The following is a 15,323-nucleotide window of genomic DNA, read 5'->3' on the forward strand; positions in this document are numbered from 1 at the left end:
ATTCGTTAAATGTAGCGAACTTATTCCAAATCAAACTGTTTGATTTTTCTGTACAGCGTTCTTTCCGAAATTCCGAGTTCGGTCGCAGCGGCCTTTCGCTTGCCTTTGTTGCGTTGCAAAGCCTTTTTGATCATCTCGATTTCCTTCTGTTCCAAACGAAGCGGTTCTTCTTCCTCGACGGTTTCGGCAAAATCATACTCTTCGTCTCGGCTTGGAGCGGCGACGACAGGCGTTTTTTGGTTCGGAAGCAATGAAACGTGATGTTGTTGCTCGAATTCGAAGTCGTCCTCGTCAGGATTTCCGTAGATTTTCCGAATTAGGCCGGAATGATCTTCCTGCACTTTTTCGCCTCCGTCTTTCATGAGTTCCAAGGTCAGTTTTTTGAGGTCGTTCAAATCGTTTTTCATATCGAACAAAACCTTGTACAGGATTTCCCTTTCGGTAGAAAAATCGCTGTCGGATTTCTTGTCGGGAATCACCGAGGGAAGATTGCTCGAACCGTCGGCCGTAGGCAAATAAGAAGTCAGTGTCGCACCCGAAATATCTCTTGTGGTCTCCAAAACCGAAATCTGTTCGGCTATATTCCGCAATTGACGGATATTTCCGCCCCAGCGATAACGCACCAAACTCTGAACAGCCGGATCGTCAAGACGGATTGGCGGCATTTTGTATTTGTGGCCGAAATCGGCGGCGAACTTGCGGAACAATAGGTGAATGTCCTCGTTTCGCTCTCTCAAAGGCGGAAGGTGGATTTCGACAGTACTCAATCTGTAGTACAAATCTTCGCGGAAACGGCCTTTGGCAATCGCTTCGGACATTTTCACGTTGGTCGCGGCGACGATTCTCACGTTGGTTTTTTGCACTTGGCTCGATCCGACCTTGATGAATTCGCCATTTTCGAGAACGCGCAACAGGCGAACTTGTGTCGTCAATGGCAATTCTCCAACTTCGTCGAGGAAAATCGTTCCGCCGTCGGCCACTTCGAAATAACCTTCACGTGTGGAAGTTGCGCCCGTAAACGCACCTTTTTCGTGTCCGAAAAGTTCCGAGTCGATCGTGCCTTCCGGAATCGCACCGCAGTTCACGGCGATGTATTTCCCGTGTTTTCGATGCGAAAGCGCGTGGATGATTTTCGGGATCGCTTCTTTCCCGACGCCACTTTCACCAGTGACTAGAACGGAAATATCCGTCGGAGCAACCTGGATCGCTTTTTCGATGGCGCGGTTGAGTTTCGGGTCGTTCCCGATGATCTCGAAGCGTTGTTTTATGGCTTGTACTGATTCCATGGTTTGAGTGCCTGAGTGCCTGAGTGCGAAAGTGCCTGAGTTAGTTGTTCCGAATCTTGTCGTTATTGCATTCTTTCAGAAAAGCCGATCGCTTCTCCTATCAAAGTCGCGCTGGTGCAAGAATCGATGCGAACCAAAACGAAATCTCCGGCTTTGTAATTTTCTTTGGGGAAAACCACTACCGTATTCTGGGAATTTCGTCCGCTCCAGTGTTTATCGGAGCGATGCGATTCTTTCTCGATCAGGACTTCGACGATCTGTCCCACGAAAGCTTGCGTGCAATTCAATGAAAGTTCGCGCTGCAACGCCACGATTTCGGCCAGACGGCGTTTCTTCGTTTCCTCGGGAATGTCGTCTTCGAGTTTTCTCGCGGCCAGCGTTCCCGGTCTTTCGGAATAGGCGAACATGAATCCGTAATCGTAATTCACGTATTGCATCAATGACAATGTATCTTGGTGATCTTGTTCGGTTTCTGTCGGAAAACCCGTGATCATATCTTGTGAAATGGCGCAGTTCGGGATAATCGACCTGATTTTGTCGATCAAGGCCATGTATTCTTCGCGCGAATGTTGGCGGTTCATTTCCTTTAGGATTCTCGTGCTTCCCGACTGAACCGGCAAATGGACGTACTTGCAGACGTTGTGGTGTTTGGCGATCACGTGCAGAACTTCCTCGTGCATGTCTTGCGGATTCGAGGTCGAAAATCGAAATCGCATCTTCGGGTAAGTCGTGGCAGCCATATCGAGCAATTGTGCGAAGTCGACGGCTGTCGCTTTTTGCATGTCGGTGGCTTTGTCGTAATCTTTCTTGAGTCCGCCGCCGTACCATAAATAGCTGTCGACGTTCTGTCCCAACAGTGTGATTTCCTTGAAGTTTTTCGAATGCAGATCGGCGATTTCGTCCATGATGCTTTGCGGATCGCGGCTTCTTTCGCGTCCGCGTGTAAACGGAACTACGCAAAAAGTACACATATTGTCGCATCCGCGCGTGATCGAAACGAAAGCCGTTACGCCATTGCTGTTCAAACGAACTGGTGAAATGTCTCCGTAAGTTTCTTCCTTTGAAAGAATCACGTTTATTGCGTCGCGTCCTTCTTCGACTTCTGCCAGCAAATTCGGCAAGTCTTTATAAGCATCAGGCCCGACGACAAGATCGACGATTTTTTCTTCCTCGAGGAATTTCGATTTGAGACGTTCGGCCATACAGCCCAAAACGCCCACCTTCATTCCCGGATTGATGCTTTTTACGGCATTGTATTTTTCGAGGCGCTTGCGAACGGTCTGTTCGGCTTTGTCGCGGATCGAGCACGTATTCACCAATACAAGATCGGCGTCTTCGAGGTTTTGGGTCGTGTTATAACCTTGTCCGTGAAGGATCGAGGCCACGATCTCGCTGTCGCTGAAGTTCATCTGACAACCGTAACTTTCGATGAAAAGTTTTTTCGTATTCTCGGGCTTTTGTTCCAGGACGAGGCTTTCACCTTGTTTGCTTTCCTCAATAATCTTTTCCATAAAGGCTTAAATAGGTCGGCAAAGATACGCGAAAAATGATAATAGTGACAAGATGTCAGTTCGTGATTTAACAGAGATTTATCCGGTGAGAATCACACCTATATATATTAAGGTAGAATCAGAATTGCCGCCTGTGGAAAATGTCAAAAACGACTAAAGTGCGATATTTAAAATTTTCACCTACTTTTGCGCCAAACGAAAAACGGTATGGCAAAGAACTTAGTGATTGTGGAGTCGCCTGCAAAGGCCAAGACTATCGAGAAGTTCCTCGGGAAGGATTTTCAGGTAGAATCGAGTTACGGGCACATCGCCGATCTTCCTTCAAAGGAAATTGGCGTCGATGTGGAAAACGGCTTCAAACCTAAGTATGAAGTTTCACCAGACAAGAAAGCGCTGGTCAAAAAACTCAGGGATTTGTCCAAAACTGCAGAGACGGTTTGGTTGGCTTCCGATGAGGACCGCGAAGGAGAGGCCATTTCCTGGCACTTGGCGGAAGAACTGAAACTCGACAAATCAAAGACGAAAAGAATCGTTTTTCATGAGATTACCAAGACGGCGATCCTGAAAGCGATTGACAATCCGCGGTCGATCAATTATGATTTGGTCGATGCGCAACAGGCAAGACGCGTGCTTGACCGTTTGGTCGGATACGAGCTTTCTCCCGTTTTGTGGCGAAAAGTCAAAGGCGGACTTTCTGCCGGACGCGTGCAATCCGTGGCGGTTCGGTTGATTGTCGAAAGAGAACGCGACATCCAGAATTTTACTCCTGTCGCTTCGTTTTCGGTCACGGCCGAATTTACGAACGAAGCCGGGAAAACAGTGAAAGCCCGCATTCCTAAAAACTTCGGAACCAGAAAAGAAGCCGAGGATTTCCTTTCGAAAAACATCGGATCACAATACAAGGTAGCCGACCTTGAGACCAAACCGGCCAAAAAATCTCCGGCGGCTCCGTTTACGACTTCGACCTTGCAACAGGAATCGGCGCGTAAACTTTATATGCCAGTCGGAATCACGATGCAGGTTGCACAGCGTCTGTATGAAGCCGGACTCATCACTTACATGAGAACCGACAGCGTGAATTTATCCGCGGAAGCGTCAGAAGCTGCAAAAAACGAGATCATTTCGTCTTACGGAAAGGAATTTTCGAGACCGAGAAATTTCGTGACCAAGTCGAAAGGCGCTCAGGAAGCTCACGAAGCGATCCGCCCGACGGACATGTCGAGACATTCGATCACCGGCGACCGCGATCAATCGCGTCTGTACGATCTGATCTGGAAAAGAACGCTTGCCTCGCAAATGAGCGATGCCGAATTGGAACGCACGAACGTCACGATTTCGGCCAACAATCACAATGACAACTTTATCGCTTCGGGTGAAGTTTTGAAATTCGAGGGCTTTTTGAAAGTCTATCTCGAAGGACACGACGACGAGGAAGAGGAAACGGAAGGCATGTTGCCGGCTTTGAGAGTGGGCGAGGGCTTGCGCAATGAGTTGATTACGGCGACTGAAAAATATACGCGTCCGTCGGCTCGATATACAGAAGCTTCTTTGGTGAAGAAATTGGAAGAATTGGGAATCGGTCGTCCTTCGACTTATGCTCCGACGATTTCCACGATCATCAACAGGACTTATGTCGAGAAAGGAAATATGGACGGCGTCGAGCGCAAATACCAACAACTGGTTTTGCAATCGGGCAAAATCCAGGAAAAGACGCTGACTGAAAATACGGGTTCGGACAAAGGAAAACTTGTCCCGACCGACATCGGAACGATCGTAACCGACTTTTTGGTAAAGAACTTCGAGGCGATCATGGACTACAATTTCACGGCGAAAGTCGAGGAAGATTTCGATGAGATTGCCGAGGGAAATCGCAGTTGGGGAAAAATGATGGCCGAATTCTACAGTCGTTTTCATCCGAATGTGAAAGAAGTCGAGGAAAACGCTGAGCGCGAGAGTGGCGAAAGGATTCTTGGGATCGATCCGAAAAGCGGCAAGCAGGTCAGTGTCCGTTTGGGCAAATTCGGTCCGATGGCGCAAATTGGTGAAGCCGATGACGAGAACAAGCAGTTCGCAAGTTTGATGTCTGACCAGAATATTTCGAACATCAGTTTTGAAGAAGCGCTCGATTTGTTCCTGCTTCCGAAAAGCCTCGGAACATACAACGGCGAAGAAGTCGAAGTGAATAACGGTCGTTTTGGGCCTTATGTGAGATTCGGGAAAACGTTCATCTCACTTCCGAAAGGTGAAAATCCGCTTGACGTGACTTCGGCCAGAGCCATCGAACTCATCGACGAGAAAAATAAAGCCGATGCTCCGATTGCGATGTACGACGGATTGCCTGTCCAAAAAGGAGTAGGTCGTTTTGGGCCTTTCATCAAATGGAACAGCATGTTCATCAACGTCAACAAAAAATACAACTTCGATGCCTTGACGCAATCTGATGTCGATAATCTGATCATCGACAAACTTCAGAAAGACGAGGACAAGGTGATCCACAATTGGGAAGACGAAGGAATCAAGGTCGAGAAAGCGCGTTGGGGAAGATCGGTGATTACCAAAGGCAAGATCAAGATCGAGCTTGGCAAGGATGCGAATCCCGAAAACATGACTTTGGAACAGGTCAAGGAAATGATCGCTGCGAAAACTCCGGCCAAAAAAACGGCTGCCAAGAAACCGGCAGCTAAGAAAGCGACTACAAAAAAGGCAGTGGCCAAAAAGAAATAAAATATGGAATTTGATTTTTTGTCTCCCGTGGAAGACAATGTGCTGGAATTCGTAGGAAAATTGTCGAGCCAGCATCTTGGGAGCAAAGTGACTTTTCACACAGAGGAGGATTTTCCTGACCTCGATAGCATCAGAATCGCCATTTTGGGCGTTTATGAAAATCGCGGGTCCGGTTCGGTAACAACTGAAACGGACCTTTTTCATTTCCGAAAGGAGCTTTATTCGCTTTTCCCCGGAAATTGGGGCGTAGCTATTGCCGATTTGGGAAATATCGTCGCGGGTGAATCTTTGTCGGACACCTATTATGCTTTGCAGAAAGCCTGCGCCGGATTGATCAAGAGGCGAATCATTCCGGTGATAATCGGCGGAAGCCAGGATTTGACCTACTCAATCTATCGTGCCTACGACGAGCTGGAACAAATGGTGAACTTGACTGCGATCGACAGCCGGTTCGATTTTGGAAAAGGGGAAAATGATGCGGTTCCGGCACATTCTTATTTGTCGCGTATTGTCGTCGATGAGCCGAACAACCTTTTCAATTATTCGAATTTGGGGTATCAGACCTATTATAATTCGCAGGAAGAAATCGACCTGATCGACAAGTTGTTTTTCGACGCTTACAGGTTGGGTGAAGTTTCGAACAACCTGACATTAGCCGAGCCCGTTATGCGCGACACTGATTTGGTTAGTTTGGATCTTGAGGCGGTGAAATCATCGGCGTCGGGCAACATGAGCCATTTCGTGCCAAACGGTTTTGACGGAAAAGAGATTTGTTCGCTGGCGCGTTACGCCGGAATCAGCGATAAGGTCAGCGCATTTGGTATCTTCGGTCACCACGGGTCGAAACACGAGGCGCCGCTTATTGCACAGATAGTTTGGTACTTTGTCGAGGGTGTGCAATATCGCTCGAATGAGTATCCTTTCGGAAGCAAAGAATCCTACCTTAAATATATAGTTACCTCGGAAGATGATGAAATCGTATTCTACAAAAGCGACCGAACAGATCGTTGGTGGATCGAAATTCCGTTTATTTCAAATGTTAATAATAAATTAAAAAGAAACACGTTATTACCATGTTCGTATGATGAATATCTGGCTGCTTGTAACCAGGAAATGCCAGAGCGATGGTGGAAGGCACAACGTAAGAATATTGTGTAAGTGTAACATTGTCAGTTAAAGATGTAACTAAAACGTTTTCGTGAGATTTTACTTACAGAAATTGAATTAAAGTGTATTTTATCGATATTATTATGCATTTTGTCGATGAAATATTTTTTTATTCTGAAGTATAATTCTACATTTGAAACGTCAAAGAAATTTTAGAATTATTTATTGTTTTTTTAAAAAATTATAGATAGGTTTACGCCCTTAAAAAAGAAAACACACATAACCCAAATTTATATGAAGAAATTCGTTGCATTCACAGCATTTTTCGCTCTTTTGGCAAGCTGCGGCTCGAACAACGGCAAAGGTGAGCTCGTTGGGGTGAAAGGGAAGAAGTGGCATCCGGAGAAACCTTACGGGATGGTTTTGATTCCTGGAGGTTCGTTCATCATGGGTAAATCGGATGACGATTTGGCGAATATTCAGGATGCGCCTACTAAGACGGTAACTGTTCGTTCATTTTACATGGATGAAACTGAAATAACAAATAGCGAATACCGCCAGTTTGTGGAATGGGTAAAAGACTCTACGATTCGTGTGCGTCTTGCGATCCTTGCCGACGAGGTTGGTGGTGGAAGCACTGCCGGTGGCGGTGGCGGAAAGAGCAATGGAAAAGGTATCAGCGATTTCGCTTTCAACGATGCCGATCCAGCGAAAATGACGCCTTACGAAAAGTATATGTTCGAGAATTACTACAGCCAAGGTACTTCTGAAGATCCATATGCGGGAAGAAGGCTTAACAAAAAAGTAAAACTGATCAACGATACGAGCAAGTATCCTGATGAGTACTACACTGAGGTAATGGACAGTATGTATCTGCCGGTTGCGGAATCGTTCAACGGTTTGCGCACTGTAGATGTGAACAAATTGAAATTCCGTTATTCTTGGATGGATATCCAGGCTGCTGCTAAGGCGAAAGTAGGAAAACGCAGTCAGTTTATTAAGAATGAGCAGGTTAAAGTTTATCCAGATACAACTGTGTGGATCAAAGATTTCGCTTACTCTTATAATGAGCCGATGCACAACGATTACTTTTGGCACCAGGCTTACAGCGAGTATCCTGTAGTGGGTGTTACCTGGAAGCAAGCTAAAGCGTTTTGTGCTTGGAGAACTTTGAACAAGAATGCTTACATCAAGACTAAAAAAGGAAGAGATCTTATCAACTCTTTCCGTTTGCCTACAGAAGCTGAGTGGGAATATTCTGCTCGTGGTGGTCTTGAGTCAGGATCTTACCCTTGGGGTGGTCCTTACACGAAGAATGACCGCGGCTGTTACTTGGCTAACTTCAAGCCAAACCGTGGGGATTACGCGGCAGATCAAGCGCTTTACACTGTAGAGGCAAAATCTTACGAGCCAAACGGATTCAACTTGTATAACATGGCTGGTAACGTCTCGGAGTGGACTGATTCTTCTTACGATCCTGCAGCTTATGAGTATGTTTCGACAATGAACCCAACAGTAGGCGACCAAACCAACATGCGTAAAGTAGTTCGCGGTGGTTCTTGGAAAGATGTCGCTTACTTCCTTCAGGTTTCAACACGTGATTTCGAGTATGCTGACACGGCCAGAAGCTACATCGGATTCAGAACTGTACAAGATTACATGGGTATGCAGTTGACTGGCAAAGCGCCAAAAAGATAAGAACCTTAATTATTTAACCACATAATTGTAGATTAACTTAACTAACTAAAAATTATTATTATGTCATTATTGAGTCCTAAAGTGATGAATTTCTGCTACGGTATGGGAGCGGCAGTTGTAATTGTTGGAGCGCTTTTCAAGATCCAGCACTATCCTGGAGCGGGTCCGCTTTTGATTATCGGTCTTTGTACTGAGGCGTTGATTTTCGGTCTTTCTGCTTTCGATCCTGTTGCTAAAGATCTCGATTGGTCATTGGTTTACCCTGAACTTGCGGGTGGGGAAGCTAAGGCAAAAGACAAAAAAGTTGAAAATCCAACAGAAGCACAAGGTTTGCTTTCTCAGAAGCTTGACAACTTGTTGAAAGAAGCTAAAATCGACGGCGAGCTTATGGCCAGCTTGGGAAGTAGCATCAAAAACTTCGAATCTGCTGCAAAAGGAATTTCTCCTACGGTAGATGCAATCTCTTCTCAAAAGAAATACAGCGAAGAACTTACTACAGCTGCAGCTCAGTTGGAGTCATTGAACAGCTTGTATAAAATCCAGTTGGAAAGCGCTTCTCGCAACGCTCAAATCAACCAGGAAGTTGCTGAGAACAACCTAAAATTGAAAGATCAAATGCAATCGCTTACTTCGAACTTGTCTTCATTGAACAATGTTTACGGAGGTATGTTGTCTGCAATGGGAAGAAACTAATTCCGGATCATTTTTTAATATTTAACTAACTAGCTAAAACAAAAAATGGCAGGAGGAAAATTAACCCCTAGACAAAAGATGATTAACCTGATGTATCTGGTTTTCATCGCGATGTTGGCATTGAACATGTCAAAAGAAGTACTATCGGCTTTCGGGTTGATGAACGAGAAATTTGAGGCTTCTAACAAAGCTTCTATCGATAATAACAAGCAGTTGTTGGCTACACTTGACCAAAAAGGTGCAGAAAACGCTGGTTTGTTCGGAGAAGCTAAGAAGTCTGCAGATAAAATCGCTAAAATATCTAAAGATTTTTACGACTACATCGAGGTTTTGAAAAAAGACGCTCTTGTAGGAGTTGAGGTTGATAAGGATGGAAAACTTCCATACGAGTCAATGGATAAAGGAGCCGGAATTGACGAAGGTTGGTTTATCAGCGATAGCTATTCTCCAAAAGGGAAAGAGATCGTTGAGAAAATGGGTAAGTATGTTGCTGATATGAAAGCGGCTGCTGGTTCCAATCCTAAACTTGTTCCGGTTGTTAAAGAAATCGAAGCAAAGTTCAACACTGCTGATGTGAAAGACCGTGAAGGTGTTACTAAAAAGTACTTGAATTACCATTTCGAGCACTTCCCGGCAATCGCTTCACTTGCAAAATTGACTGCTTGGCAAAACGACGTTCAAAAGGCCGAAACTGATAGTTACAACAACCTTTTGGGTAAAGCTGCAATCGATGCCTCGTCAATGAAGAATTACACTGCATTGGTCGTTCTTGACAAAAACGCTTATTTCCAAGGCGAGAAGGTTACAGGTAAAGTTGTTTTGGGTCGTTATGACGAAAACACTAAGCCGACATCTTTCAAAGGTCCAGGTAAAATTGAAAATGGTCAGGCTGTAATTGATATGACTGCTGGTTCTATTGGTGAGCAAAAAATCGCTGGTGAATTTTCATTCCTTGAAGACGGTAAGCCGGTTCCATTGAAATTCGAAGGAAAATATGTTGTTGTGCCACGTCCTTCAGGAGCCAACATCTCTGCTGATAAAATGAACGTAGTATACCGCGGACTTCCAAACCCGATGACAATCTCTGTCTCAGGTGTTGCTGATAGCGATGTAAAAGCTTCTGCTGCAGGTTTGTCAAGTGCTGGTGGAAAAGGTAAATACAACCTTAACCCAGGAAGTGGAACAGAAGTTACAGTTAACGTAAACGCTAAGATGTCTGACGGAAAATCTGTCACTGACAGAAAAGTGTTCCGTATCAAAAACATTCCTGGACCTCAAGGAGCGATCGGTGGTCAAATTGGGGATTCCAAAGGGGCTAAGTCTCGTCTTGAAGTTTCTACGGTTTCTGCGAAACTGGAAGACTTCCTTTACGATCTTGACTTTAGAGTTACCCAGTTTACTTTCAAAGTTCCAGGACAGGCAGCTGTTGTCGTGAACGGCGATAAAGTTGATTCTCGTTGTAAAGCGGCTTTGGCTCGTGCTACACGTGGTGACGTTATCACAATCAGCGATATCAAAACTGTAATTACAAATGCGCCAACGGTAACAACCAAGAAATGTTCACCGGTGCTTTACGAAATACAATAAGAATTTAAGTTATCCGTTAACCTACATAACTTAACAGTTAAAACATGAAACTCAGAAACCTTTTAGTAATAGTGTGCGCGGCGGCTGCGAGTCATTCATTTGGCCAGTCTAACTTGCTCAATGCAAAGAATCCGGATGAAATCGGCAAAAAGACGCCTGCACAGATGATTTCCGATAACGATAAACCACTTCCTTACGGATATGTGCACGATCGCGACGTCCTGATGGGTAAGACAGTCTGGGAATACGTTGATCTTGATCAGCGTGTGAACTTTCCGATGTACTATCCGGTAGATACGGCGAACATCGGTAAAGACAGACGTTCTTTGTTCAATGTTTTGCTTGCCAATATCCAAAACGGTAAGATCACTGAGGTTTATGCTGACGAGTATTTCAACACAAAGAAAACGTTGAAAGACATGGAGTCTGTATTTACTTATATCGATACGTTGGACGCCGGACGTGATGAACTTAACAACAACCGCGACTTGTATTTCCCACGCACAACAAAAGCTGTCGTGAAGAAAGACAAGAAAGGTCGTATCATCTCATCTACGCCAGGCGGAACGGTTCCAGCACAAAAACAATTGGCTGCTGAATACATCAACAAGACTGAATTGACTCCACAAGACGTGAAAGGTTACCGTATCAAAGGATATTGGTATTTCGACAAACGTCAGGGCGAAATGAAGTATCGTATGTTGGCCATTTGTCCACTTGCCATCGAGGCACGTGACATTGGTAAAGAAAAAGCAGATCCGATTGAATTGTTTTGGGTGTATTTCCCTTCTGTCCGCGAGATTTTGCACGAGCACAAAGCTTTCAACGAACGCAACTCGGCAATGCCAATCTCGTTTGACCATTTGTTGAATTCACGCCGTTTCAGCGGGGAGATCTACAAAGAAGAGAACGTTTACGGTGACCGCCAGATTGCCGACTACATGAAAGACAATGCTCAAATGCAACTTTTGGAGTCAGAACGTATCAAAGACAAGATCCGCGATTTTGAACAAGATATGTGGAATTACTGAAATTCTTGAATCATACAAAAACCCTCGCTTTTTAGTGAGGGTTTTTTTGTTTACAGACGTTTCTGTCTCTTCTGCTTCTGCTTCTGCTTCTGCTACCGCTACTGCCACTGCAACTGCAACTGCTACCGCCAGTGCCAACTCTTTACCCCTGAACACTTCCGCCACTCAAGCGAAATCGGTACTTTTACGCCATGACAGATTACATCATCGTTGGTGCCGGATTGGCCGGATTGGCCTTCGCGCAAACAGCGTTAAAAAACGGAAAGTCCATTCTCGTTTTCGACAACGATTCCCAACATTCGTCCCAAACCGCTGCCGGAGTTTACAATCCGGTTATACTGAAACGTTTCAGCAAGCTTCAGGATGCACAATTGCAACTCGATTCCGTCAAGCAATTTTATGCCGAAATCGAAGCGACCATCGGCAGGAAGTACAACATCGATATGCCAATCCTGCGTCGGTTTGCGTCGGTCGAAGAACAGAACAATTGGTTTATCGCATCCGAAAAAGAAGGGCTTTCACCGTTTCTGTCGACGAAAATCGTCCGTGACAAATTCCGCGGCATCGATTCACCTTTCGACTTTGGCCTTGTCGAGCAAACCGGATTCGTCGACACACAAGCGTTTTTGGCCGATTTCCGACAGTTTCTCAAAGCTTCCGACTCCTATTCGGGCGAAACGTTCGATTATACGAAATTGACACATCATGACGATTTTGTGAAATATGGGAATTTCGAAGCCAAGCAAGTCGTTTTCTGCGAAGGTTTTGGGATCAAATCAAATCCGTATTTCAACTATTTGCCGCTCGAAGGCACGAAAGGCGAAATTATTGTCATCAAAGCGAATCTTGAACCGAACGCGATAATCAAAGGTGGTGTTTTCATATTGCCAAACGGCGACGGAACATTCAAAGTCGGGGCGACATACGAATGGATCGACAAAACAGAGATCCCGTCCGAAGCAGCGAAACAGGAATTGATCGAAAAGCTAAAGGAAATCATAAACGTCGACTTTGAAGTCATCGACCAAAAAGCAGGCATCCGCCCCACGGTAAAAGACAGAAAGCCGATGGTGGGAACGCATCCGATCCATCCAAATTTCCACATCCTGAACGGACTTGGAACAAGAGGCGTGATGCTTGGCCCAACAATGGCCAAACTGCTTTACGACGCTATCGAATCAGGAGCTGAAATCCCCTTGAATGTCAATATCACGCGCTTCCCTTATAACGGCTAATCGCGTCCGGATCGTAATCGACAAACATATTGATGTAAATATTGCGCGAAAATCTCGTGATCACGGGCATCAACAAAATCTCGATGGCAAAAATCCATCCGAAAGATTGCAACATCGTTCCGCCAAAAGCATAAGTCAGCCCGAAGATCAACATTCCCAGCAAGACGCCCAAGCCGTAACTCACATACATCGCTCCAAAGAAAAACGAGGTTTCGATCTTGTAGACGAATCCGCATTTGCGACAATTTCTATGCATTTTGAGATTGTCGGCCAGCGCGTAAGGATTGTTATTCACGAACATTTTGTCTTCGTGGCACTTCGGACAAGTTCCTGTTAAAATGCTATAGAGTTTGCTACCTTTTTTTAACATTTGCAAAAAATTTCGCGCGAGAAGTTTATCCGTGAATTTCCGCCACAAAATTACGGATTCGCGTCCGTAAAAAATCGCCAATAATGCTCAATATCCACAATCTTTCGGTCTCTTTCGGAGGCTCATATCTATTTGAAGAAGTAACGTTCCGACTCGGAGCCGGCGACCGCGTTGGTCTCGTCGGTAAAAACGGCGCCGGAAAGTCGACCATGCTCAAAATCCTGTCGCGCGACCTTTTGCCCGATTCCGGTGTTATCGCAACCGAGAAAGAAGTCCAGATTGGGTTTTTGCGCCAGGACATCGACTTCGTTCAAGGGCGTTCCGTGCTCGATGAAGCTTACCAAGCATTCGAGGAAATCAAGTCGATCGAGGCGAAACTCGAGAAAATCAACCACGATTTGGTCACTAGAACCGATTATGAATCCGAAGGTTATTCAAAATTGATAGAGGATTTGTCCGATTTCACTCACAGATACGAATTGCTCGGCGGATACGATTACATCGGAAACACCGAAAAAATCCTATTAGGACTTGGCTTTAAACGCGAAGAATTCAACAACCAAACGGACACTTTTTCGGGCGGATGGCGAATGCGCATCGAACTAGCGAAATTGCTTTTGCAAAACAACGACATCTTGCTTCTCGATGAACCGACGAACCACCTCGACATCGAATCCATCATCTGGCTCGAAGGCTTTCTGAGGAATTTTCCAGGTGTCGTCGTAATTGTTTCCCACGACAAAATGTTCCTGGACAACGTCACGAACCGAACGATCGAGATCTCGCTCGGAAAGGCGTACGATTTTGCGAAACCTTACACGCAATATCTCGAACTGCGTCAGGAAATCCGCGAAAAGCAACTTGCCACTCAAAAAAATCAGCAGAAGAAAATCGAGGAAACCGAAAAGCTGATCGAGAAATTCCGCGCCAAAGCGTCCAAAGCATCGATGGCGCAATCGCTTATCAAGAAACTGGACAAAGTCGAACGGATCGAGGTCGATGAAGAAGATACGTCGGTCATGAACATTTCGTTTCCCGTTTCCAAAACACCGGGTCGCGTCGTGATCGAATCGGAACACGTCACAAAAAATTACGGAGACAAAAATATCTTCCGCGACATTTCACTTCTCGTGGAACGCGGCTCCAAAATGGCTTTTGTAGGCCAAAACGGACAAGGAAAATCGACGTTCATCAAAGCGATCGTCGGAGATATCGATTACACCGGCACGATCAAACTCGGCCACAACGTCGAACTCGGCTATTTCGCCCAAAACCAAGCCGAATACCTCGATGGTGAAATTACGCTGCTCGAAACCATGACAGATGCCGCGACAGACTCGAACCGCTCGAAAGTGCGCGACATGTTGGGCTCGTTTCTGTTCCGCGGAGACGATGTCGAGAAAAAGGTCAAAGTGCTTTCCGGAGGCGAGAGAAACCGTCTGGCGCTTTGCAAATTGTTGCTTCAGCCAATCAACGTCTTGCTGATGGACGAACCGACGAACCACCTCGACATCAAGTCGAAAAACGTGTTGAAAGCCGCGCTCCAAAAGTACGAGGGCACGCTTTTGCTCGTTTCCCACGACCGGGATTTCCTACAAGGCCTTTCGAACGTGGTCTACGAATTCCGCGATCACAAGATCAAGCAATATCTGGGCGACATCAATTTCTTCCTCGAACAGCGAAATGTCGAGAACATGCGCGAGGTCGAGAAACGCGATGTGGCCAAAAAAGAAGCCAAGGAAGCTCCGAAATTGTCACAGGACGACCAGAAAAAGAACAAACAGCTGCAAAATAGGTTGTCAAAAGTCGAAAGTCAGATCCAACAGTTGGAAGAAGACATCAGAAAAGACGACAAAGCGCTCGAATCGAATTACGACAAACATGTCGAGGACGCGAATTTCTTCGTGGCTTACAACCGCAAAAAGGCCGAACTCGAAACTTTGATGGCCGAGTGGGAAAAAATCCAGGAGGAAATCGAGTCTTGATTTTATCGGGAGCTGAATCCGGCTACCCGCTTTTAGCTTTCTTGAAACCAACGAGTTTTGTAACACTTGCCAAGAGCTTCCTTCGGTCGCTTTGGC

Annotated in this window: 11 protein-coding genes; 8 read left to right on the plus strand and 3 right to left on the minus strand. The window is 45.6% G+C overall.

Annotated features, from left to right (window positions below):
- Positions 1–20: 20 nt before the first annotated feature.
- Both EOO49_RS01290 and miaB read right to left on the minus strand, forming a co-directional pair.
- Positions 21–1,286 (minus strand): sigma-54 dependent transcriptional regulator, encoded by a 1,266-nt coding sequence (locus EOO49_RS01290; protein ID WP_290842075.1) that lies wholly within the window; start codon positions 1,284–1,286, stop codon positions 21–23.
- Between the two features lie 62 nt (positions 1,287–1,348).
- Entirely contained in the window at positions 1,349–2,797 is a 1,449-nt protein-coding gene (miaB, locus tag EOO49_RS01295) for a tRNA (N6-isopentenyl adenosine(37)-C2)-methylthiotransferase MiaB (protein ID WP_290842076.1), read from the minus strand.
- 207 nt (positions 2,798–3,004) lie between these two features.
- On the opposite strand from miaB, the gene topA reads away from it, so the two are divergent.
- The 7 genes from topA to EOO49_RS01330 all read left to right on the plus strand — a co-directional run bounded on the left by topA (position 3,005) and on the right by EOO49_RS01330 (position 12,872).
- Positions 3,005–5,521: a type I DNA topoisomerase gene (topA, locus tag EOO49_RS01300; protein WP_290842077.1), complete on the plus strand. Its 2,517-nt coding sequence runs from the start codon at positions 3,005–3,007 to the stop codon at positions 5,519–5,521.
- Between the two features lie 3 nt (positions 5,522–5,524).
- Positions 5,525–6,679: a formimidoylglutamase gene (locus EOO49_RS01305; protein ID WP_290842078.1), complete on the plus strand. Its 1,155-nt coding sequence runs from the start codon at positions 5,525–5,527 to the stop codon at positions 6,677–6,679.
- Positions 6,680–6,922: 243 nt separating this feature from the next.
- Positions 6,923–8,326 (plus strand): gliding motility lipoprotein GldK, encoded by a 1,404-nt coding sequence (gldK, locus tag EOO49_RS01310; protein WP_290842079.1) that lies wholly within the window; start codon positions 6,923–6,925, stop codon positions 8,324–8,326.
- A gap of 60 nt (positions 8,327–8,386) precedes the next feature.
- A complete protein-coding gene (gldL, locus tag EOO49_RS01315; protein WP_290842080.1) occupies positions 8,387–9,019 on the plus strand; it encodes a gliding motility protein GldL in 633 nt (210 codons plus the stop codon).
- Between the two features lie 45 nt (positions 9,020–9,064).
- Entirely contained in the window at positions 9,065–10,606 is a 1,542-nt protein-coding gene (gene gldM / locus EOO49_RS01320; RefSeq protein WP_290842081.1) for a gliding motility protein GldM, read from the plus strand.
- A gap of 44 nt (positions 10,607–10,650) precedes the next feature.
- The gene (gene gldN, locus EOO49_RS01325) at positions 10,651–11,637 is read left to right on the plus strand and encodes a gliding motility protein GldN (RefSeq protein WP_290842082.1); all 987 of its coding nucleotides are present in this window, start codon (positions 10,651–10,653) and stop codon (positions 11,635–11,637) included.
- Positions 11,638–11,828: 191 nt separating this feature from the next.
- Entirely contained in the window at positions 11,829–12,872 is a 1,044-nt protein-coding gene (locus tag EOO49_RS01330) for an FAD-dependent oxidoreductase (RefSeq protein WP_290842083.1), read from the plus strand.
- Here EOO49_RS01330 and EOO49_RS01335 read toward each other — a convergent pair.
- Positions 12,847–13,242: a DUF983 domain-containing protein gene (locus tag EOO49_RS01335; protein WP_290842084.1), complete on the minus strand. Its 396-nt coding sequence runs from the start codon at positions 13,240–13,242 to the stop codon at positions 12,847–12,849. The genes EOO49_RS01330 and EOO49_RS01335 overlap by 26 nt on opposite strands.
- 83 nt (positions 13,243–13,325) lie before the next feature.
- Here EOO49_RS01335 and EOO49_RS01340 point away from each other — a divergent pair, with 83 nt between their 5' ends.
- Positions 13,326–15,227 (plus strand): ATP-binding cassette domain-containing protein, encoded by a 1,902-nt coding sequence (locus EOO49_RS01340; RefSeq protein ID WP_290842085.1) that lies wholly within the window; start codon positions 13,326–13,328, stop codon positions 15,225–15,227.
- Positions 15,228–15,323: the final 96 nt, after the last annotated feature.

Source organism: Flavobacterium sp. (assembly GCF_004295795.1).
GTDB lineage: Bacteria > Bacteroidota > Bacteroidia > Flavobacteriales > Flavobacteriaceae > Flavobacterium.

What these genes read in the sequence shown, in the direction of transcription:
- EOO49_RS01340 (WP_290842085.1), top strand. Translation starts at nt 13,326, where the DNA reads ATGCTCAATATCCACAATCTTTCGGTCTCTTTCGGAGGCTCATATCTA.
- gldK (WP_290842079.1), top strand. Translation starts at nt 6,923, where the DNA reads ATGAAGAAATTCGTTGCATTCACAGCATTTTTCGCTCTTTTGGCAAGC.
- miaB (WP_290842076.1), bottom strand. Translation starts at nt 2,797, where the DNA reads ATGGAAAAGATTATTGAGGAAAGCAAACAAGGTGAAAGCCTCGTCCTG.
- gldN (WP_290842082.1), top strand. Translation starts at nt 10,651, where the DNA reads ATGAAACTCAGAAACCTTTTAGTAATAGTGTGCGCGGCGGCTGCGAGT.
- gldL (WP_290842080.1), top strand. Translation starts at nt 8,387, where the DNA reads ATGTCATTATTGAGTCCTAAAGTGATGAATTTCTGCTACGGTATGGGA.
- EOO49_RS01290 (WP_290842075.1), bottom strand. Translation starts at nt 1,286, where the DNA reads ATGGAATCAGTACAAGCCATAAAACAACGCTTCGAGATCATCGGGAAC.
- EOO49_RS01335 (WP_290842084.1), bottom strand. Translation starts at nt 13,242, where the DNA reads ATGTTAAAAAAAGGTAGCAAACTCTATAGCATTTTAACAGGAACTTGT.
- gldM (WP_290842081.1), top strand. Translation starts at nt 9,065, where the DNA reads ATGGCAGGAGGAAAATTAACCCCTAGACAAAAGATGATTAACCTGATG.
- topA (WP_290842077.1), top strand. Translation starts at nt 3,005, where the DNA reads ATGGCAAAGAACTTAGTGATTGTGGAGTCGCCTGCAAAGGCCAAGACT.
- EOO49_RS01330 (WP_290842083.1), top strand. Translation starts at nt 11,829, where the DNA reads ATGACAGATTACATCATCGTTGGTGCCGGATTGGCCGGATTGGCCTTC.
- EOO49_RS01305 (WP_290842078.1), top strand. Translation starts at nt 5,525, where the DNA reads ATGGAATTTGATTTTTTGTCTCCCGTGGAAGACAATGTGCTGGAATTC.